This window comes from Prauserella sp. PE36, assembly GCF_003311655.1.
Taxonomy (GTDB): domain Bacteria; phylum Actinomycetota; class Actinomycetes; order Mycobacteriales; family Pseudonocardiaceae; genus Prauserella_A; species Prauserella_A endophytica.
Genome location: NZ_QEQT01000064.1, coordinates 90,215 through 109,282, shown reverse-complemented (window position 1 = coordinate 109,282; position 19,068 = coordinate 90,215). Strand labels below are relative to the sequence as shown.

At 67.4% G+C, this 19,068-nt stretch carries 19 protein-coding genes and 1 pseudogene; 14 read left to right on the top strand and 6 right to left on the bottom strand.

What is annotated here, in order from left to right; genetic code table 11:
- Positions 1 to 16: 16 nt before the first annotated feature.
- The 3 genes and pseudogenes from DI005_RS38590 to DI005_RS17650 all read right to left on the bottom strand — a co-directional run.
- Positions 17 to 217: pseudogene (locus DI005_RS38590) on the bottom strand (transposase); the annotation flags it as partial.
- Between the two features lie 130 nt (positions 218 to 347).
- Complete coding sequence (locus DI005_RS17655) at positions 348 to 1,550, bottom strand: FAD-dependent monooxygenase (protein WP_113642854.1); 1,203 nt, start codon at positions 1,548 to 1,550, stop codon at positions 348 to 350.
- Positions 1,547 to 2,206, bottom strand: a complete 660-nt coding sequence (locus DI005_RS17650) for a TetR/AcrR family transcriptional regulator (protein ID WP_113642853.1) — start codon at positions 2,204 to 2,206, stop codon at positions 1,547 to 1,549. The genes DI005_RS17655 and DI005_RS17650 overlap by 4 nt, the downstream gene beginning before the upstream one ends.
- 209 nt (positions 2,207 to 2,415) lie before the next feature.
- On the opposite strand from DI005_RS17650, the gene DI005_RS17645 reads away from it, so the two are divergent.
- Genes DI005_RS17645 through DI005_RS17630 form a run of 4 tightly spaced genes read left to right on the top strand, consistent with a single transcriptional unit; the run spans position 2,416 to position 4,910 of the window.
- Positions 2,416 to 2,598: a hypothetical protein gene (locus tag DI005_RS17645; protein ID WP_369973596.1), complete on the top strand. Its 183-nt coding sequence runs from the start codon at positions 2,416 to 2,418 to the stop codon at positions 2,596 to 2,598.
- On the top strand, positions 2,591 to 3,064 hold the full coding sequence (locus DI005_RS17640) for a Clp protease N-terminal domain-containing protein (protein ID WP_113642852.1): 474 nt from the start codon (positions 2,591 to 2,593) through the stop codon (positions 3,062 to 3,064). Before DI005_RS17645 ends, DI005_RS17640 begins: the two co-directional genes overlap by 8 nt.
- A gap of 32 nt (positions 3,065 to 3,096) precedes the next feature.
- Entirely contained in the window at positions 3,097 to 4,116 is a 1,020-nt protein-coding gene (locus DI005_RS17635; RefSeq protein ID WP_233520177.1) for an ATP-binding cassette domain-containing protein, read from the top strand.
- The gene (locus tag DI005_RS17630; RefSeq protein ID WP_112273750.1) at positions 4,113 to 4,910 is read left to right on the top strand and encodes an ABC transporter permease; all 798 of its coding nucleotides are present in this window, start codon (positions 4,113 to 4,115) and stop codon (positions 4,908 to 4,910) included. The genes DI005_RS17635 and DI005_RS17630 overlap by 4 nt, the downstream gene beginning before the upstream one ends.
- Before the next feature lie 177 nt (positions 4,911 to 5,087).
- Here the strand turns inward: DI005_RS17630 and DI005_RS17625 are convergent, their stop codons facing one another.
- Positions 5,088 to 6,107, bottom strand: coding sequence for a GlxA family transcriptional regulator (locus DI005_RS17625; protein WP_113642851.1), 1,020 nt, complete (start codon positions 6,105 to 6,107; stop codon positions 5,088 to 5,090).
- A gap of 131 nt (positions 6,108 to 6,238) precedes the next feature.
- Here DI005_RS17625 and DI005_RS17620 point away from each other — a divergent pair, with 131 nt between their 5' ends.
- Positions 6,239 to 6,817 carry an HD domain-containing protein gene (locus tag DI005_RS17620; protein ID WP_113642850.1) on the top strand — a complete coding sequence of 193 codons (579 nt, stop codon included), beginning with the start codon at positions 6,239 to 6,241 and terminating at the stop codon, positions 6,815 to 6,817.
- Positions 6,818 to 7,326: 509 nt separating this feature from the next.
- Here DI005_RS17620 and DI005_RS17615 read toward each other — a convergent pair.
- On the bottom strand, positions 7,327 to 8,001 hold the full coding sequence (locus DI005_RS17615; protein ID WP_112273744.1) for a TetR/AcrR family transcriptional regulator: 675 nt from the start codon (positions 7,999 to 8,001) through the stop codon (positions 7,327 to 7,329).
- Positions 8,002 to 8,132: 131 nt separating this feature from the next.
- On the opposite strand from DI005_RS17615, the gene DI005_RS17610 reads away from it, so the two are divergent.
- Genes DI005_RS17610 through DI005_RS17580 form a run of 7 tightly spaced genes read left to right on the top strand, consistent with a single transcriptional unit; the run spans position 8,133 to position 15,973 of the window.
- Positions 8,133 to 9,161, top strand: a complete 1,029-nt coding sequence (locus DI005_RS17610; protein ID WP_112273742.1) for an LLM class flavin-dependent oxidoreductase — start codon at positions 8,133 to 8,135, stop codon at positions 9,159 to 9,161.
- Positions 9,162 to 9,175: 14 nt separating this feature from the next.
- The gene (locus DI005_RS17605) at positions 9,176 to 10,150 is read left to right on the top strand and encodes a cyclase family protein (RefSeq protein WP_112273740.1); all 975 of its coding nucleotides are present in this window, start codon (positions 9,176 to 9,178) and stop codon (positions 10,148 to 10,150) included.
- A complete protein-coding gene (locus DI005_RS17600; RefSeq protein WP_113642849.1) occupies positions 10,147 to 10,926 on the top strand; it encodes an SDR family NAD(P)-dependent oxidoreductase in 780 nt (259 codons plus the stop codon). The genes DI005_RS17605 and DI005_RS17600 overlap by 4 nt, the downstream gene beginning before the upstream one ends.
- Positions 10,923 to 11,828, top strand: coding sequence for an enoyl-CoA hydratase (locus DI005_RS17595; RefSeq protein WP_112273736.1), 906 nt, complete (start codon positions 10,923 to 10,925; stop codon positions 11,826 to 11,828). Before DI005_RS17600 ends, DI005_RS17595 begins: the two co-directional genes overlap by 4 nt.
- A gap of 40 nt (positions 11,829 to 11,868) precedes the next feature.
- Positions 11,869 to 13,107, top strand: coding sequence for an acyl-CoA dehydrogenase family protein (locus DI005_RS17590; protein ID WP_113642848.1), 1,239 nt, complete (start codon positions 11,869 to 11,871; stop codon positions 13,105 to 13,107).
- 6 nt (positions 13,108 to 13,113) lie between these two features.
- Positions 13,114 to 14,226, top strand: coding sequence for an acyl-CoA dehydrogenase family protein (locus DI005_RS17585; protein ID WP_113642847.1), 1,113 nt, complete (start codon positions 13,114 to 13,116; stop codon positions 14,224 to 14,226).
- A gap of 22 nt (positions 14,227 to 14,248) precedes the next feature.
- On the top strand, positions 14,249 to 15,973 hold the full coding sequence (locus DI005_RS17580) for a class I adenylate-forming enzyme family protein (protein WP_113642846.1): 1,725 nt from the start codon (positions 14,249 to 14,251) through the stop codon (positions 15,971 to 15,973).
- Here DI005_RS17580 and DI005_RS17575 read toward each other — a convergent pair.
- Complete coding sequence (locus DI005_RS17575) at positions 15,932 to 16,732, bottom strand: enoyl-CoA hydratase/isomerase family protein (protein WP_113642845.1); 801 nt, start codon at positions 16,730 to 16,732, stop codon at positions 15,932 to 15,934. The two genes, DI005_RS17580 and DI005_RS17575, sit on opposite strands and share 42 nt — an antisense overlap.
- A 186-nt stretch (positions 16,733 to 16,918) precedes the next feature.
- Here DI005_RS17575 and DI005_RS17570 point away from each other — a divergent pair, with 186 nt between their 5' ends.
- Positions 16,919 to 17,518, top strand: a complete 600-nt coding sequence (locus DI005_RS17570) for a TetR/AcrR family transcriptional regulator (RefSeq protein WP_158559827.1) — start codon at positions 16,919 to 16,921, stop codon at positions 17,516 to 17,518.
- A complete protein-coding gene (locus DI005_RS17565; protein ID WP_113642843.1) occupies positions 17,511 to 19,046 on the top strand; it encodes a long-chain fatty acid--CoA ligase in 1,536 nt (511 codons plus the stop codon). Before DI005_RS17570 ends, DI005_RS17565 begins: the two co-directional genes overlap by 8 nt.
- The last annotated feature ends 22 nt before the right edge of the window (positions 19,047 to 19,068 follow it).

The following is a 19,068-nucleotide window of genomic DNA, read 5'->3' as shown; positions in this document are numbered from 1 at the left end:
GCGGTTCCAAGCCGGAGAAGTATTCCCGCACCAGGGACCGGAGCTCGTTGGATACCCTGGTGCGCCGCCAAATCGCGTCCTGGTGGCCGCGAGCCAGCACAGCGATGATCCGGGCCAGTCCGGTGTCGGAGGGCAGCGGCCGGTGAGCATGCATATCGGTGCACAGGATGTTGGCCAGCGTCATCGCGTCCGCGTGATCGGACTTCGATTGCGGGATCGTTCAGCACCCATTAGTTCACGGGGGCGGGGTGGTCCGGGAGCGCGGCCAGGTACGCGGCGTGCGCCTCGAGAGAGGCGCCGCCGCGGCGTAGCGGCTCGCCCACACACCGTCTCTGATCACGATGCCGTCAGACACCTCGGCGGGTGCCGGTGGAGAGGTCGATGGCCTCAGCGGCTTTCGACACCTTGGAGCTGAACCTGCTGAGGGTGGAGAGCAGGGGCGCCGCCTTGATGAGCAGATTGCGGGTCGCGATTCCCCAGCGCGAGCGTGGTGCGATGAAGGACAGTCCTGGGTCGGCGATCGCGTGGTTCGCCGCGACGAACGGACGCATGCGTGCCTCGTACGCGGCAAGGGCGGTCTCGTGGCTGTCGTGTCGTGCCAGCTCTTCGGCGAGGACGTGGGCGCCGACGATGGCGAGGCTGGAACCTTGACCGGACATCGGCGAGGGGCAGTACCCGGCGTCGCCGACCAGTGTGACGCGGCCCTGGGACCAGCGGTCGATCTTGATCTGGGTGACCGAGTCGAAATAGAAGTCGGTGGCACGCTCCATCTCCGCCAGGATCGTGTCGGTCTCCCATCCCATCCCATCGAACGTGGACCGCAGATGTTCCTGCTGCAGAACGGGATCGCGGCGATCGATCTCGGTCTCGTCGTTCACGCGATGCAGGAGCAGTGCCTTGGCGCCATCGGCGCGTGGGGTGTGGTACATCGCCGCGAGCCGGCCGGGGGTGTTGTACAGGCGCGCCTCGCGGTCGAGCTCCAGGGAGTTGGGCACGGTGAAGATGCTGACGTAGCTGCCAAGGAAGCGCCGGTAGGGAGCCTCCGGTCCGAACGCCAGACGTCGGACGTTGGAGTGCAGGCCGTCCGCTCCGACGACCAGATCGAACGTTCGTGGTTCGCCGCGCTCGAACGTGACGTCGACGCCTCCGTCGTGTTGCGTCAGTGCGGTGATCGTGTCCTCGTACAGATACTCGGTGTCCGTATCGGCCGACTCGTGGAGGAGCCGCACGAGGTCACCGCGCAGCACTTCCAGTGAACGTTCGCCAGGAGCGACGGTGGATGTGTCGAAGCCGGAGATGATCCGACCGCGGGAGTCGACGAACCCGCCGCGGGCGATCTCGCTGGTTGTGGCGCGCAGGTTTTCGAGGATGCCCATCCGGTGAGCGACGTCGATCGCCGCGCCACGTACATCCACGGCATAGCCCCCAGAGCGGGGAGCTGGGGCTCGCTCGACGATCGTGCCGCGTATCCCGTGCTCGTGGAGCCAGTAGGCGAGCGCCGGCCCGGCGATGCCTGCGCCAGATATGAGGACCTCACGCGCGGCGGTCATCGGACCTGGTCCTTGCCTTTCCCTGCTGATGTGCTCGCCGGAGGGTTACCGGTGTTGGCTCGAAGGTGGGCTGAGCTGCGCCCGACACCCCGTTCGAGGACAGCGAGTGCGCGGTCGATGGAGACCATGACGGGGGTCGGCGCTGCGCTGAGCGACCAGTGCCGCATTGCGCCCAGGATGCCGCCGACGAGGGCGTTCACCTGGACGTGCGCTTCCAGGTCGGCATCCGGAGACGAACTGATCACTCCCACCAGGTGGCGGGCCAGGGCGTCGGCGTGAAGGGTGAGGGCGGCCTCGATAGCGGGGTTGGCGTAGATGAGCTTCAGGCGGCGTTCGAGCTGCGCGAGCTCGCGCTCGGTCATGGCCTCGAAGCTGGCGTGCAGGACTTGCCGGATGGCGTCGATTGGGTCGAGCGAAACCAGCTGCCGCCGGATCGGCTCCATCGCGGACTCGTCGTGCTCGTCCCAGATGACGAGCATCTCCTTGGTACCGAAGTACCGGTAAAGCGTTCTGGGCGCGAATGCCGCCGCGTTCGCGACCTCCTCGATCGTCACGGCGTCGTAGCCGCGCTCCTCGAACAGGTCGAGCGCCGTGTCCTGTATTCGGTGCATCGCGTCGCGCTTCTTGCGAGCCCGCAGTCCGGACCCTTCGTACATGGCGGCTCCTTCTGTCAAGGCGTACTGCGTGCTTGACACCGAGTCGCACGCGCACCACGTTAGACAGTAGCAGCCTAAAGGCAGTCACTGCCACAAAGACCAGCGCTTAGGAAACCTGAGTTGACAAACAGCGGCTAGCAACATAGGTTGCTTAAATGAGTTCGCAAGTGACACCGCCAACGGGTGGAGTGGCAGACGAGCTAGCCGCCGTGATCGCCCTCCGTGAGCTGGCCGACCGACTCGAGGATGCCGCCGTGGAGCGTGCGATGCGCCAGGGCTGGGCTTGGGGTCAGGTCGCCGAGGCGTTGGGTGTGACCCGACAGGCTGTCAACAAGAAGCACCTGCGGCGCCTGGTCGCCGCAGGTGTTGAACTGAGGAGGAGAAATGGCTGATCAGAAGCTCAACAGGTCACTGACCCGCGTGCTGGAGCGCGCCATCGAGGAGGCGAGCGCCCGGAGGGCGCCCGCGGTCGAGGCGGAGCACCTTCTCCTGGCGCTCGCTTCCGACGAGGTACTCGCGGCCCGAAGGGTCTTGATCGAGGCTGGTCTGGACCGCGACGGCATCGAAGCCGCTCTGGACCGCGAGCGAACCGAGAGTTTGTACGCGGTCGGGGTCGGCCCATTGGATGAGGAGCTGTTTACGGCAACGCCGCGCCAGACCCGGCCGGGTTGGGGAACCTCTACAAAGGAGGCCATCCAACGAGGCCGCGCGATCGGCGGGCAGGACGGCCGACGTCGTCCCGCTGAGACCGAGCTGTTGCTTGGCATCCTGACCGCCAGTCTCGGCACGGTCCCGCGCGCCCTCGCCTTCGCGGGTGTGGACCGCGAAAGCCTCCTTGATCGAGCACGAGCCGCCTGATCCCGGCCCAACCACCGAAAGCGACGACCCTCGTGATTGACACCCTCGCGCCTGCGCCGTCCACCCCCGCGACCGAGTGGGCGGTGCAGGCTCACGGTCTGACCAAGACCTTTGACGACCACCGGGCCGTCGACGGCCTCGACCTGAGCATCCGTACCGGCTCGATCTACGGGTTGCTCGGACCCAACGGTTCGGGCAAGACCACCACCGTCCGGATGCTCGCCACCCTGCTACGTCCGGATGCTGGCACCGCCCGGATCTTCGGCCACAACGTCACGACTCACGGCCACATCGTCCGGCAGCTCATCGGGGTCACCGGGCAATATGCCTCCGTCGACGAGAGACTCAGCGCCACCGAGAACCTCGTCATCTTCGCGCGCCTGTTGGGCCTCAGCCGTGCCGCCGCCCGTCGCCGCGCCGCGCAGCTGCTGGAGGAGTTCGACCTGTCCGACGCGGCCGGACGTGCGCTGAGCAAGTTCTCCGGCGGGATGCGACGCCGCCTGGATCTCGCCGCGAGCCTCATCGTCCGCCCACCCCTGATCTTCCTCGACGAGCCCACCACTGGCCTGGACCCCCGCAACCGGAACCGGATGTGGTCGGTCATCCGCCGCCTGGTCGAGCAGGGTTCCACAGTCCTGCTGACCACCCAGTACCTCGACGAAGCCGACCAGCTCGCCGACCGCATCATGGTCATCGACCGCGGCCGGGTCATCGCCGACGACACCCCGGACGAGCTCAAAGCCTCCGTCGGACGTTCAGTGCTTCTCCTGCGCCCCGACGTTCGAGCCGATCTGGACCGGGTTCGCGAGCGAGCCGAGGCCCTTCTCGGCACTCGCGCGACCGTCTCACCCGAAGCCGGCCGGGTCAGCGTGCCGCTGGAGAACCCCGACGCCGTCACCGACCTGCTCACCGACCTGCGCGGTAACGGTTTGCGGCTGTCCGAGCTGAGCGTGCAGAAGCCCAGTCTCGACGAGGTCTTCCTCACCCTTACCGGCCACGCGGCCGAACCCGCCACCACTCCGAAGTCCACCACTGAAGAAGGCGCCCCATGACCACCGTCGCTCCCGCCTTGCGGCGTACCCCCAGCCCTGCGCAGGCGTTCCAGAGCACATGCACCATGGCCTACCGCGGATTGCTCACCATCAAGCGAACCCCAGAACAGTTTCTTGACGTCGTCGCCCAGCCGATCCTGTTCACCGTCCTGTTCACGTTCCTCTTCGGCGGGGCCATCGCCGGCGACACCGGCAGCTACCTGACCTTCCTGATTCCCGGCATCCTTGTGCAGAGCATCATCACCGCCTCCGTCGCCACTGGCGCCGGCCTGCGCGAGGACATGAACTCCGGCGTCTTCGATCGCTTCCGCACTCTCCCGATCGCCCGCATCGCACCGCTCGCCGGAGCCCTGCTCATCGACACGCTGCGTTACTCAATCGCCGCGATCACCACCTTCCTCGCCGGGTTCGCCCTTGGCTACCGCCCGGGCGGGGGCTTCGCCGCGATGGCCGGGGCGGCGCTGCTGGTGATCGGCTGCGCCTGGGCGCTGAGCTGGGTCTTCGCCTTCCTCGGCATCATTTCGCGCACCCCCGAGGCCCTCCAGGGCATCGCGATCTTCGTCCTCTACCCCCTCACCCTTCTGTCGGGTGCCTTCGTGCCCATCGACACGATGCCCGACTGGCTCCAGACGGCGGCATACCTCAACCCCATTACCTACCTCGTCAGCGCAGCCCGCGACCTCCTCAACACCGGCACCATCGGCACCGACCTCAGCCTCTCGATCGTTGCTGCCATCGCGACGGTCATCGTCTTCGCGCCCCTGTCCGTCCGGGCGTACATGCGCAACACCTAGTGCGCTGTCCAGGGAGGTCGTCTCTCCCGGCGTCGGTGAGTCTGGGTGACAGGCGAAGGCCTCCGGTTGTGAAGTGGAGCTGCCGAGGAGCCGCTTCACCGACCGGAGGCCTTCGTGTCCCGAGACGGGATGCTCGACCGCAGCTCACACCCCATCCGAGTCCGACAAGGACCGCGCCTAGAGCGAGGGGTGCCTGTCCAGGTCAGGACGGGTCGAGAAGCGGCGGCGGTACTCGCCAGGGCTGACCTTGTACTTGCGGGCGAACGCGCGGTGCAGGCCGGTGACGGAACCAAATCCAGATGCCGTGGCAACCTTCGAGAGCGGCGCATCGGAGTGCAGGAGCTGATCGACGGCGGACTGCAGGCGCATTCCCTCGACGAGGGCGCCTGGCGTGGTGTTCATCTCCTCGCGGATGAGGCGGGACAGGTGACGAGGACTGACGTTGACTCGCGCCGCAAGCGTCTCGACAGACAGGTCCTCGCGGAGATGTTCGGGAATCCACGAGAGCAACGCCTCGAGCCGATCGGAAACGGACCGGCGAGGACCCAGAAGCGCGCTGAACTGATGCTGGCCTCCCGCGCGACGGAGGTAGACGACCAGCCACTGGGCGACCTGCCTGGCGACCTCCTCGCCATGGTCCGCGGCGACCAGGGCGAGCGCGAGGTCGATGCCGGCCGAGACCCCGGCTGACGTCCACACGTGTCCATCCCGAACAAACACCGCGTCCGACGCGACCTCGGCCTCGGGATGCTCGGCGGCAAGGAGATCGGCGGTCGACCAGTGAGTGGTAGCCGAGCGCCCATCGAGGAGCCCCGCTGCGGCGAGCATGTGCGCGCCCGTGCAGACGGAGACGACGCGGCGCGGCACGCCGGCGAAAGTCCGCAGCCACGTCACGAGACCGTGATCGATCAGCGGATAGCGGTCGCCATCGTCCTGGAGGCCCCCGGGAACCACCAGCGTGTCGACATCGGCGCCAAGATCGTCCCATGTCCGCTCAGCCAATAGCGTCATTCCACCTGATGTCCGAACGGCTCCACGTTCGGCCGCGGCGATGACCACCTCGTACTGGGCGCTTCCCCTGGTCCGGGATGCGGTGCTGAAGACCTGCATGGGGCCGGCGACATCGAGCACCTCGACGCCATCGAAGACGGCTATCGCGACTACCCGCCGCGAGGGCGGCGAGGCGAGCTCATTCATGGCACGTCCGATCTCACGTGGCCGGTGACGTGGTTCGTCCACGGCGGCATGTCCTGATATGCAATGAGTATGTCATTGCAGACATGGTTCTGGGCGGGTGACGATCGGTCTAGCCTCAGAAAGGAGCCGACATGGCGCCCACGATCCCCGATACACCCACCGCACAGGCAGCCGCTGGCTTCGCGCACGAAGCGGCGCCTCCTTTCCTGCTGAACCACAGCTATCGCACGTACCTCTTCGGCATAGCCCTCGTGACCAAAGACGTCGACCACGAGGCAGCCTTCATCGCGGCAATGATCCACGACCTCGGACTGACGGACGCCCACCGCGGCGACACGGACTTCGCCGAGGTCGGCGCCGCGCTGGCTGCCACGTTCCTGCAACAGCGAGGATGGGACAGGGACCGGATCCGGCTCGTCGAGAAGGCCATCCTTCGCCACACCGAACTCATTCCGGACGGCAACCCCACCGCGCGGGTTGTCCAACTCGGCGCACAGATCGACGTCGCCGGACGCGGCATGGAGGAACTCGACGAGGCCGCGCTCATCGGCATCCTGCGGACCTATCCCAGGCTTGACTTCGCCGCCCGGATGCGTCACAGCTTCCTCGAAGAAGCCAAACGCCAACCGAAAGGGTCCTTCGCGAAGCTTGAGCGGACCGTCCAGCTCTCCGAACGCTTCACCGCCAATCCCATCGACCATCTCGGCTGACCGGCAGCGCAAATCCGCGTGCTGTCGGTATTCATCGACGTTGCCGCATCATTCATCGAGAGGGAGTCACCAGAGCGTCGTCACGCTCGGGCGCGCCCGTTCGCCAGCGACACGGCGTTCATCGAGCGAGCGCCGGTAGCCGATGGTGTTCCTGGTGTCCAGCGGGCTCCCGGACAGTCCCGGGAGTGAGCCATTCGGCACCGTCCCGGTGGTGGCCGACCGGCAGGTGAGCACTGCGTGGTCCTGGACTTCGAGTCCTGAGAAAGGATCGTGCCCCTGCCGGTTGGCTGGGAGAGTTGCTGGTTGCCGGGACGCGGACTACTGGGCTGAGGACCGCCGGGGATGTGCCGGTACCCTCCGACGACGCTGGTTCGGTCAGCGAGGCGGGAAGGTGTACGCGAGGAACCAGCGCACCCGCCACGCAGGTCGCGGGGGACTCCCCTTCGTCGCGCGTCAGACGAGCGGGAGGCCATGCGAGCACCAGTAGCCGTGTGCCATTCACGCAACCATCATGCTCGCGGACCGCGCCGCCGACTGCCCGATCGGTCTCCGTTCGGTTTCACGACGAGCCGGAGCACGTGTTCGGTGAGTTTGTCCGTGTACCGGTAGAGCGCCTTTCGGGTGCCTGCCGCGTGGTGCACGGTGAACACGTAGTGCGAGAGGATCGCGCCGGCGAACATCTCCGCCGTCAGGTAGCGCTCGGCATCGGCCTCAATTTCGTCTCGCGCGATCGCCCGGTCCGTCAGCTCAAGGGCCGCCTTCGATGCCGGCTCGCGTACGACCTCGTCGTACACGGCCTGCAGTTCGGGGAAGGTCGCCGCCTCGAGCACGAGTCGCAGAATCACGCGTCCGTGCCCGTCGTACCAGTAGTCGGCGAGTTGTCGGCCGAGGTCGCGGAGCTCGTCCGCCAGGTCTCCTAGATCCTTCGGCACCGGGAAGGACAGCTCGCGCAGTGCGTCGCTCAGCAATGCCTCCCGGGTGTCCCACCGAAGGTATACCGCGGGCTTGCCGATCTCGGTCTCTCGTGCCACCGACTCGAAGGTGAAGCCCAGCCAGCCCTTGGCTCCGTAAACTCGCAGGGCGCCCGCGCGGATCGCGGCATCCAGTTGCGGGTCGCGCCTTCGCCCGCGCGAAGACCTGCGCGAGGCGGCGTTCCCCGGGGTTCGTCGGCTGCCGGTTTCCATACGAACAGCGTACGGGAAGCCCAGGTCGTACTCGCGTGCACAGTGGGCGACTATTGCGTACGGGGTCCGTACGATATAGCCTCGAGGCCGGTCGCAAGGCGGCGGCCGGCTTTGTGACTCTGGAGTGAGCCATGGGTCTGGACATCGGCGTCCTGTTCAGCTTTCGGAATCCGGCCTTCAACCGTCGTCCGTGGACCGAGGTCTACGACGCGGAGATGTCGCTCATCAGGGAAGCCGACGAGTTGGGGTACGGACATGTCTGGCTGAGCGAGCACCACTTCGTCGACGACGGCTACGCTCCCGCGCTGCTCCCGATCGCGGGAGCGGTGGCGACGCAGACCCGGACCGTTCGCATAGGGACCTACGTTCTGCTGCTGCCTTTGCACGACCCTGTCGCGGTCGCGGAGGCCGCGGCCACAGTGGACATTCTGTCCGGGGGCCGCTTCGATCTGGGGGTGGCGCAGGGCTACGTCCCGGACGAGTTCGATCCACGCGGCATTCCGCACGAGCAGCGGGCGAGTCGGATGGAGGATGGTCTGATCATCCTCCAGGGCCTGCTGCGTGGCGAACCGTTCAGCTACGAGGGAAGGCACCATCGTGTCCAGGACATCCGCATCGTGCCGCCGCCCGTCCAAAGCCCTTTGCCGATCTGGGTAGGTGCCACCGGGCCGAAAGCGCTGGACCGTGCCGCGCGAATGGGATTTCACCTGGCTTCTTCGCTGGCCTCGACGCACGAGGTGTACGCGGACGCGCTGAGGGCCCACGGACGTGACCCGAGCGACTTCAACGTGGTCCAGCTCGCGAACGTCTACTGCGCCGACACCACCGAGCAGGCATGGAACGACATCGCGGAGCCGCTCCACCACATGATGTCGCACTACCTGGCCTGGGCGGCGTCGTCCGGCGATATCGGCCAGGACCAGCTCGCGGCGATTCACCTACCGACCCCCGAGGAGTACCGGCGGGAGCAGCGCGGCGACTTCTTCGGCGAGCCCATCTACGTCGGCACGCCGGATCATGTCCTCAAAGGACTTACGAGTCTCCTCAATTCATCGCCATCGACGCATCTGGTTCTGCAGATGTCGTTTCCCGGCAACGACGTCGAGGCCACCAGGCACAGCATGCGTCTGTTCGCCGAGCACGTCTTGCCTCACCTCTGACTCAGGAGCATCCGATGACACCAGATCAGCACCCCTCGCGCCGTGCGCACGACATCGCCTCTGTTCGCGCCCTGGCCGAACGGTATCGAACCTGGGGGAACTGGGGCCCGGACGACGAGCTCGGGGCGATGAACTACCTCACCCCTGACAAGGTCGTGAAGGCCGCGAGCCTGATCCGGCGGGGCGCGGTGTTCTCGCTGGCACTCCCCATGGACCACGAGGGGCCGCAGAAGGGTGCGTTCGGGCGCGTCAACCCGCAGCACATCATGTTGCTCAGCGGTGCGGACATCATGGCGGGAATCCAGGACCACCTGCCGGAGACGCGGGTGACGGACGACGCCGTCTACATGCCGTTACAGTCCTCGACCCAGTGGGACGCGCTGTGCCATGTCTTCCACGACGGGTACTTCTACAACGGCCGCGGCCCCGAAACGGTGACCAGCCTCGGCGCGCAGTTCAACAGCATCACGAAGGTCAAGGACCGTGCCGTCGGCCGGGGCGTGCTGCTCGACCTGGCCCGGCACCTCGGCCGCGACTGGCTCGAGCCAGGGCACGCCATCCAGGACGACGATCTTGTGGAGTGCGCCGTGCGGCAAGGAGTCGAGGTGGGGGAGGGAGACATCGTCCTGGTGCGCACCGGTCAGATCAGGCAGTGCCGCAGCCAGGGCAGCTGGGGCGACTACGCCGGCGGCCCGGCTCCCGGCCTCGGCCTCGACGCCGCCCACTTCCTGTGCGAGCGCCGCGTCGCCGCTGTCGCCACCGATACCTGGGGCATGGAGGCGAAGCCGTACGAAACCCCGGATGTGCTCGGCCCGCTGCACATCGTTCTGCTGGTTAATGCGGGCGTACTGATCGGAGAGATGTGGGACATGGAACAACTCGCTGACGACTGCGCCGATGACGGCACGTACGAGTTCTTCGTGACGGCGCCGCCGCTGACGATTACCGGATCCGTTGGATCCCCGCTCAACCCGCAGGTGATCAAATGAGCGCGGCCACGGCGGGGCGCGTCGCCCTGGTCACCGGATCCAGCGGCGGCATCGGAAAGGGGATCGCGCTCCGGCTCGCCGAAGCCGGCGTGGCCGTCGCCGTGGTCGCGAGGAAGGATCCCAAGTATCCGGGCACTGTCGAGCAGACCGTTGACGAGATCCGAGCCGCCGGTGGCAGAGCCGAGGGATTCGACTGTGATCTTTCGGTGCCCGAGCAGCGCGGGGCACTGGCCGGCCAGGTGACCGGGGCACTGGGGCCGGTGGACATCCTGGTCAACAACGCGGCGGTCTCGGTGATGCGGCCCGTCGCCGAGTTCAGCGACAAGCACTTCTCGCTGATGTTCGACGTTCAGGTCCGCGCACCGTTCCAGCTCGCCCAGTCGGTGATTCCGTCGATGCGCGAGCGTGGACGCGGCTGGATCATCAACGTCAGCTCGGGTGCCGCCAATCACCCGATGCCGGAGGCGGCGAACGCCTATTCCCGCACCGACACCGTCTACGGCATGTGCAAGGCGGCGGTGGAGCGATTCTCCAGTGGCCTCGCCGCCGAGCTCTACGACGACCGGATCAACGTCAACGCGATCTCACCGGTCAACGTGGTGCCCAGTCACGGCGCTTCGGTGCATCCGCCCGCCGCCGACTACCTGGTCGAGTCCCCGCTGGTGATGGGCGAGGCTGTCCGGTATCTCTGTGACCCGTCGAGTCCGCGGATCACCGGCCGGATCCTGCAGAGCCAGTACGTGCTCCTCGAGGCCGGAATCGCGGTGCCACGATGACCGAGACGAGCGATCGCCGGTTCCTCATACAGGAGTCCTTCCTCGACGGGAGAGTTCTGCGCATCAAGCTCAACCGCCCGGAGGTCAGGAACGCGCAGAACCGCGGCCTCCTCGTGGAGCTGGACACGGCACTGACCGAAGCCGAGAAAGACGACCGGATCAGAGTGATCATCTTGGGTGGCGTCGGAGCGTCGTTCTCGGCGGGCCACGACCTCGGGTCGGCACAGGCGATCGCGGAGATGGGAGGCGGGCCGCAACGCCACCCGTCGTTCGACGAGCACGGCGGTACCCGCCCCGGTGTGGAGCGGATCATCCTCCAGGAGTGGCACTACTTCTACCAGAACACGCTGCGCTGGCGAGACCTGCGGAAGTTCACCATCGCCCAGGTCCAGGGGCCGGTGCTTGCCGCAGGGCTGATGCTGGCGTGGGCGTGCGATCTGATCGTGGCAGCGGATGATGCGACCTTCGCGGACGTCGTCGGTGCCCGGCTCGGAGGTATGGGCGTGGAGTACTTCGGGCACCCCTTCGAACTCGGGCCACGCCGAGCCAAGGAGTTGCTGGTCACTGGTGACGCGATCGACGCAGACGAGGCCCATCGCATCGGCATGGTCAGCAAGGTCTTCCCGGTGAAAGACCTGGACGCCCGGACGCTCGAGTTCGCAGAGCGCATCGCCACGCTGCCCTCGGTCACCAGCCTGCTGATCAAGGAGGCGGTCAATCAGGCTGTGGACAACATGGGGTTTCTCAACTCGTTGCGGCAGAGCTTCCAGATTCACCAGCTCATGCACGCCCATTGGAGCAGCGTCAACGACGACGGTTTCCCCGTCGCGAAGCCCGAGCACGGCGTGGCCGACTGGCGAAAGCCCCCACCGATCCGGCTCGCCACCAAGGACGTGCCATGAACCGGCGCGCACGTATCGCGTCGCAGGAAAGAGGTTTGTCGTGGACCTGACCGATTCGCCCGCGGCGGCGGCCTACCGGACCGAGGTCCGCCAGTTCGTTCGCCGGCATGTGCCCGAGGGCTGGGCCGGCCTCGGAGGCCTGGACAGCACCGCTCGGGAGGAGTTCCTGCCCGGCTGGCGAAAACTGCTGCACGAGCATGGTCACCTGGCGGTGCACTGGCCGGCCGAGGTGGGCGGCGCCGGCCGCACGCCGGAGGAAGCGGCGATCCTGGTGGAGGAGCTGGGCAGGGCGGGCCTGCCGTACCTCCCTCATCCGACCGACCCGTTCGGCATCGACCTGCTCGGTAACACCATGCTGCACTGGGGCACCGAGGAACAGCGGGGGCGATTCCTGCCGCGCGTGCTGTCCGGCGAGGACCGATGGTGCCAGGGCTACTCCGAGCCGGAAGCCGGTTCCGATCTGGCACACGTGCGAACCTCCGCCGAGCTGCGGGACGGGACCTGGGTGATCAACGGACAGAAGATCTGGGTCACCGTGGCGCACCTGGCGAACTGGATCTTCCTGCTCACCAGGACGAATCGAGAAGCTCCACCGCACAGGGGGCTCTCCCTGCTGCTGGTGCCGCTCGACCAGCCAGGGGTCGAGGTGCGACCGATCCGGATGGCGAACGGCGAGACCGAGTTCAACGAGGTGTTCCTCACCGACGCGCGTACGGACGAGGCGAACGTCGTGGGCGGGGTGGACAACGGCTGGACGGTCGCGATGACGCTGCTCGGTTTCGAGCGCGGATCGACGGCCACTTACCTGGCGACGTCCTCGCGAGTGGAGCTGGACCGGCTGGTCACGCTCGCCCGGCAGCGTGGGCTGTTGTCGGACCCGCTTATCCGGCAGCGGCTGGCCTGGTGCCACACCCGTGTCGAGACACAGCGTTACTTCGCGATGAAGACGATCACCGCGATGAACGCGGGCGAGCCGCCGGGCGCCGAGTCATCGCTGATCAAGATCTTCGGAAGCGAATACCACAAGGTCGTCACCGAACTGGCGATGGACATTCTCGGAGCCGACGCCGCCGCGCCCACCGGGAGCCCGGTGACGTCGCCGCTGGCGGCGGAACCGCTCGGCAGCCCGAACTCGAGTGCCGCCTGGGCGACGGTGTTCCTGTCCGCGCGCGCAGGCACGATCTACGCCGGCTCCAGCCAGATCCAGCGCAACATCATCGGCGAGCGGGTGCTCGGCCTGCCGCGCGAGGGCGCCGGTGCCCGGGCCGAAGGGAAGTGAGGCGCGATGAGGTTCGCACTCAGTGACGAGCAGACCGAATTGCAGCAGACCATGCGCGCGATTCTGGGTGCTCGTGCACCTGTGTCGAGCGTCGCCGAGGTGACGAGCCGGGAGCCTTGGCACGACCGCAGGCTCTGGCTCGACCTCGCATCGGGCATCGGGATCCAGGGCCTGCTGATACCCGAGGAGTACGGCGGGCTTGGCGCCGGCGTCGTCGAGGTGGCCGCGGTGATGGAAGCCATGGGTTCGGTGCTGCTGCCCTCGCCGTACCTGTCCACCAGTGTGCTGTCCGCGATGTTGCTCGCCCGCGGGTCCGACGAGGAGATCAAGAAACGCTATCTCCCTCGGCTCGTGGACGGTACCGTGCTCTCCTGCCTGGCATGGCAGGAAAGCGCGCATGGATGGGATCCGCTCGCCGTCGAGACGCGTGCCGTTGACGTCGACGGTGTACCACAACTGCACGGCCGCAAGTCCTATGTCGTGGACGGAGCGACGGCGGACCTGATCATCGTCAGCGCCGTCGCGAACGGAAGCCTGGGGTTGTACCTCGTCGACGTCGCGGCCCCGGGCTTGACGTGCACCGTGACCCGTGGCCTCGACGCGACCAGGAACCTGGCCACGATCGAGTTCGACGGCGTGCCTTGCCGGTCGATTCCGCTCGCCGACGCGGCGGAGACACTGGTACGGATCCTTGCTGTCGGCACCATCGCCCTGGCGGCCGAGCAGGTCGGTGCCGCGTCCGCGAGCCTGGAAACCAGCGTGTCCTACGCCAGGACACGCACGGCGTTCGGCCGGCCGATCGGGTCGTTCCAGGCGATCAAGCACCTGTGCTCCGACAATTTCATCGAGGTCGAGGCGGCCAGGGCCGCCGTCTACAACGCTGCGTGGACTGCCGACCACGACGTCGATCGCCTGGTCGAGGTCGCCAGCCTGTGCAAGGCGAGCGCTTCCGACGCGCTGTACCGGGCCGCGGCCGACAACATCCAGATCCACGGTGGCATCGGCTTCACCTGGGAGCACGCGGCCCACCTCTACTTCCGCAGGGCCCGCTCGTCCATGGCGTTGCTGGGCACACCTTCACACCATCGGGAAGTACTGGCGAGCCTGCTCGCTCAGTGAACCGCCCAGGAGAGGAAACAGCATGGCCACTCTTGACCGCGCTGCCGCCGTGGCGGCGCTGACCGCGCCGGGCGCCGAGTTCGAACTCGCCACGGAGATGGTCGGAGGGCGGCAGCAGACCGTCTTCGCCGGGTCGCCCCGCACCCTGCGCGAGCTGCTGCTGGAGAGTGCGCGGTTCGGGGACAGTGTCTATCTGGTGTACGGGGACGAGCGGCTGACCTTCGCCGAGCACCACCGTCTGGCCATCAGGCTGGCGCACGTGCTCCGACGCGAGTACGCGATCGGGAAGGGTGACCGGATCGCACTCGCCATGCGCAACTACCCCGAGTTCTCGCTGTTCTTCTGGGCGGCATCTCTGCTCGGCGCGATCGTCGTCCCGCTGAACGCCTGGTGGAAGCGCGACGAGCTGTTGTTCGCACTCGAGGATTCGGAGGCCGTGCTACTGGTCGCCGACGGGGAACGGCTCGAGTCGCTCGGTACCTCTGTGCGGGGGATCGCGTCACTGCGGCGGGTCATCTCGGTACGGGTGGACGAGCGGCGTTCCGGGGTCGACCGCTTCGAGGACGTGCGCGCGTGGTTTCGTGGCGAGGTCGAGGCGCCCTGGGCCGAGGTGCACCCTGACGACGACGTCACGATCCTCTACACGTCAGGAACGACGGGCCGGCCGAAGGGCGCGGTGGGCACCCACCGCAACCACTGCACCTATTTGCGGTCGGTGCAGTTGTTCGGTGCCCTGGTGCTCGCCCAGAACGGGCGGAATCCGCTTCTCGGTCAGGATGCCGGGAGTCAGCCTGGCTCGTTGGCGACGATGCCGCTGTTCCACATCAGCCAGCTGGCGAGCATGTACAGCTGCGTTGCGTCGGGATCGAAGCTGGTGCTGATGTACAAATGGGACCCGGCGTGCGCACTGGACCTGATCGAGCGAGAGCGGCTCACGTCGGTCGGCGGCGTTCCGTTGCAGATCGACGCGATCGTGCGAGCCGCGACCAGTGGAGAGCGCGAGCTGAGCAGTTTGACCGGTATCGGCTTCGCGGCCACCGCGGCACCGCCGGGCCGGGTGCTGAGCGTTCGGCGCGCGTTCGGCGGTCGGGTCGCCGCCGCGACCGGGTACGGCATGACGGAGACGTCTGTGATCGCGATGATCGCTGGGCCCGACTACTGGGCACACCCGGACAGCGTCGGGTTCCCGCTGCCGACCGTCGAGGTGAAGGTCGTCGACCGGCACGGTAACGAGGTTCCGCCGGGGACCAGGGGCGAGCTGTGGGTGCGCGGCCCCGGGGTGATCGCGGGCTACTGGAAGAACCCCGAGGCCACGGCCTCCGCCTTCACCGACGGGTGGCACCACACGGGCGACGTGGTGATGCTCGACGACGACGGGCGGCTGTACGTGGTCGACCGGCTCAAGGACGTGGTGATCCGTGGTGGCGAGAACGTGTACTGCGGGGAGGTCGAGGCGCGCATCTACGAGCACGAGGCGGTCGCGGCCGCGGCGGTCATCGGGCTGCCGCACCCGACGCTCGGCGAGGAGGTCGCCGCGGTCGTGCAGCTGCGGCCCGGTGCGAGCCTCACCGAGGGAGAGCTGCGGGACCACGTCGCCGAGGGGCTGGCCGCGTTCAAGGTGCCTTCGATCGTGGTCCTGACGCATGCCGAGCTACCGCGCACGGCCACCGGCAAGGTGCAGAAGAACCTGATCCGTGAGGACCTTTCAGTCGAACTCGGCCCGCCGTCCGGCGAGAAAAGCCTGTAGTCCCTCGCCGAAGTTGTCGCCGAGGAGACATTCGCGCTGCGCTCGCCACTCGAGCGCGATGACCTCCGAGAGGTCGTCGACGTCGCGTGCGGATCGCAGGGTCTCCTTGGTGAGCCGCAGTCCGAGGCGGGAAGCGACGAGCATGTCGGTGGCCATCTCGATCCCGGCGGCGTCGAGTTCCTCGTCGTCGACCACCGAGGAGACCAGGCCGACCGCCACGGCCCGCTCCGCATCGATGAACCGCCCGGTCAACATCAGCTCAGAGGCGATCGACATGCCGACGATCCTCGGCAGGAAGTAGCTCAGACCGAGTTCGCAGCCGGAAACTCCCAGCCGGATGAACGCGTCGTTCATCCGGGCCGAGCGGCCGGCGATACGGACATCGGCGGCGAGTGCCAGCGCGAACCCGGCACCACAGGCCGCGCCGTGCATCAGCGCGACGATCGGCTGGGGGCAGCGGCGCATCGCGAGGACGAGCTCGGGCAGCCGAGCGATCCCGGCGTCGAGGTTGTCCCGATCGAGCGCGCCCTCGGTGGTCAGGTATTCCGCGATGTCGACGCCCGCGGAGAAGCCGGCGCCGGCGCCGCGCAGGATCACCACCCGCGCGTCCGGATCCTCCTCGAGCTCGCCGAACACGGTCGCGAGCCGGGTGATCATCGCCGAGGTCAGCGCGTTGTGGCGCTCCGGGCGGTTCAGGACGATCGTGAGCAGCTCGCCCTTCCTGGTCAGGACAACCGACTCTTCGTTCTCCGTGGGCATGTGCGCGCTCCGCTTCTCCAACTAACCGTCACACGTGACTATAACTTCGCCGTGCAGGTACCACTAGAGTGCAATGGTTCTGGGTGAATCTGTACAGGCTTGACGGTTTATGGAACTGGTGGCTACCGTCCTCCCATGCAAGGCCGGACAGCGACACGGCGCAGCCAGGGGGAGCGGCGAGCGGCGATGCGCGCACGTTTGCTGGATGCCACCGTCGAGTCGTTGGTGGAAGTCGGACATGCGCAGACGACGACCGTCGAGGTCCAGCGACGTGCGGGTGTCTCGCGGGGAACGTTGCTCCACTACTTCCCCTCGCGAGCCGAGTTGCTGTTCGCGGCCGTCGAGCATCTCGTCGTCTCGCAGCGGCAGCATCTCTACCTGCGGTTGGGGCTCGCCGGAGGGCCGGAGCGGCTCGGTGCGGCCGTGGAGGCGCTTTGGGAGAGCTTCCAGTCTCCGCTCGCCACTGCGAACGATGAGCTCTGGAGCGCCGCCCGGACGGATCCCGAGCTGCGCCGGGTGCTGATGCGCGGTGACCGGGCGATCAACCGGGAGGTGCGCGAGTTCTGCGCGAATCTCTTCGGGCCGGTGTACTCGAGCCACCCCAACTACGAGCTGGCACTGTCAACGCTCCTCGACGCGATGCACGGAGCGCGCCGGGCGCACGTGGTCAGAAGCTCTTCGGTGAACCAGCGTCGGCTCGCGTCGTGGAAGCGGCTGGCCCAGCTGCTGCTGGCTCCCGTCGGGGAACCGGATCCAGCTTGTCGCGAGGAGTTCCGTCATGACTGACAGGTACGAGCACTTCGATGCCGTTGCCCACTACGCCTCGCGGACCCCGGAGAAGGTCGCGATCGTCGAGGTCGCCACCGGCCGGAGGTTCACCTATGCAGAGCTCGATCGCCGTGCTCGGCGGCTAGCCGGCGTCCTCGCGGACGCGGGGGTCGAACGCGGCGACCGGGTCGCGCTGCTGGCGCACAACGGGGTCCACAACTTCGACCTGCAGTTCGCGGCGGGCAAGACGGGCGTGGTGACGTTGCCCATGAACGTGCGCCTCGCGGAGCACGAACTGGAGACCATCGCGCGGGATGGCCGGCCGAAGGCGCTCCTGTACGAGCAGGAGTTCACGCAGGCCGCCGAGCGCCTGCGGGACCAGGCGGGGGTCGACACACTGATCGAGATAGGGCCCGTGGACTCGACTGACGGGTACGAGGCGGCTCTCCGTTCGCAGCCGGAGGATTTCGCGCCGGCCGAGGTCATCCACCTGGACGACCTCGCGGCTCTGCTCTACACCTCGGGAACCACCGGGAGACCCAAGGCGGCTCTCCTGACCTACGGGATGCTCCAGTACAACAACCTGAACTGTGGGTTGTACGGCGCCGTCTCGTCGTTCTCCACACATCTCGTGTCCGTGCCGCTGTTCCACATCGGCGGACTCAGCGTCTACTCGAACCCGGTTCTCAACGCCGGCGGAACGGTGGTCATCCAACGGACCTTCGACGCCGCTCAGACACTGGCCCTGATCAGCGATCCGGCCATCGGGGTGACCCACTTCCTGGCCGTGCCCGCGATCTACCAGGCACTGATCGACAGTCCGGGGTTCGAGAACGCCGACTTCTCACGGCTGGTCATGGCCAGTGTCGGTGGCGCGCCCTGCCCTTTGCCGGTTCTCGAGGTGCTCGCCCAACGCGGAATCCCCGTCGGGCAGGGATTCGGTATGACCGAGACCGGGGGACCGGTGCTGACCCTCGATCCAGGTGACGCCGTACGGAAGATCGGCTCGGTCGGGAAGCCCGTGTTGTACGCCCGAGCGCGGGTCGTCGGCGCGGACGGGTTCGACGTGGCAGCAGGGAAGGCCGGCGAGCTGTGGCTGCGTGGCCCTGGGCTCACCCGCGGGTACTGGAACGACGTCGAGTCGACGACGGCCGCGTTCGCCGACGGCTGGCTTCGCACCGGCGACGTGGTCAGGACCGACGAGGATGGCTACTTCTACGTGGTCGACCGGCTGAAGGACATGTACATCTCGGGCGGCGAGAACGTCTACCCGGCCGAGGTCGAACGGGTGATCGCGCTGTTGGACGGCGTCGTCGACAGCGCGGTGGTGGGAACACCTCACGAGCAGTGGGGCGAAGCCGGTTGCGCGTTCGTGGTCGTGAGGGACGGCCACGGGCTGACCGCTGACGACGTGCGCGCGCACTGCCGCGCACAGCTCGCGCCCTACAAGTGCCCAAGCCGGGTAGAGCTGGTCGACGAGCTGCCGCGGAACGCCCAGGGCAAGGTGCAGAAGGCCCGCCTCAGAGCCGCGTTGAACGCCGACTGACCGGGCGTGACCGGCCAGGTTT

Excerpts from the sequence above, each read along its gene's own strand:
- DI005_RS17655 (WP_113642854.1), bottom strand. The coding sequence starts at position 1,550 with ATGACCGCCGCGCGTGAGGTCCTCATATCTGGCGCAGGCATCGCCGGG.
- DI005_RS17650 (WP_113642853.1), bottom strand. The coding sequence starts at position 2,206 with ATGTACGAAGGGTCCGGACTGCGGGCTCGCAAGAAGCGCGACGCGATG.
- DI005_RS17640 (WP_113642852.1), top strand. The coding sequence starts at position 2,591 with ATGGCTGATCAGAAGCTCAACAGGTCACTGACCCGCGTGCTGGAGCGC.
- DI005_RS17630 (WP_112273750.1), top strand. The coding sequence starts at position 4,113 with ATGACCACCGTCGCTCCCGCCTTGCGGCGTACCCCCAGCCCTGCGCAG.
- DI005_RS17625 (WP_113642851.1), bottom strand. The coding sequence starts at position 6,107 with ATGAATGAGCTCGCCTCGCCGCCCTCGCGGCGGGTAGTCGCGATAGCC.
- DI005_RS17620 (WP_113642850.1), top strand. The coding sequence starts at position 6,239 with ATGGCGCCCACGATCCCCGATACACCCACCGCACAGGCAGCCGCTGGC.
- DI005_RS17615 (WP_112273744.1), bottom strand. The coding sequence starts at position 8,001 with ATGGAAACCGGCAGCCGACGAACCCCGGGGAACGCCGCCTCGCGCAGG.
- DI005_RS17610 (WP_112273742.1), top strand. The coding sequence starts at position 8,133 with ATGGGTCTGGACATCGGCGTCCTGTTCAGCTTTCGGAATCCGGCCTTC.
- DI005_RS17605 (WP_112273740.1), top strand. The coding sequence starts at position 9,176 with ATGACACCAGATCAGCACCCCTCGCGCCGTGCGCACGACATCGCCTCT.
- DI005_RS17600 (WP_113642849.1), top strand. The coding sequence starts at position 10,147 with ATGAGCGCGGCCACGGCGGGGCGCGTCGCCCTGGTCACCGGATCCAGC.
- DI005_RS17595 (WP_112273736.1), top strand. The coding sequence starts at position 10,923 with ATGACCGAGACGAGCGATCGCCGGTTCCTCATACAGGAGTCCTTCCTC.
- DI005_RS17585 (WP_113642847.1), top strand. The coding sequence starts at position 13,114 with ATGAGGTTCGCACTCAGTGACGAGCAGACCGAATTGCAGCAGACCATG.
- DI005_RS17580 (WP_113642846.1), top strand. The coding sequence starts at position 14,249 with ATGGCCACTCTTGACCGCGCTGCCGCCGTGGCGGCGCTGACCGCGCCG.
- DI005_RS17575 (WP_113642845.1), bottom strand. The coding sequence starts at position 16,732 with ATGCCCACGGAGAACGAAGAGTCGGTTGTCCTGACCAGGAAGGGCGAG.
- DI005_RS17570 (WP_158559827.1), top strand. The coding sequence starts at position 16,919 with ATGCGCGCACGTTTGCTGGATGCCACCGTCGAGTCGTTGGTGGAAGTC.
- DI005_RS17565 (WP_113642843.1), top strand. The coding sequence starts at position 17,511 with ATGACTGACAGGTACGAGCACTTCGATGCCGTTGCCCACTACGCCTCG.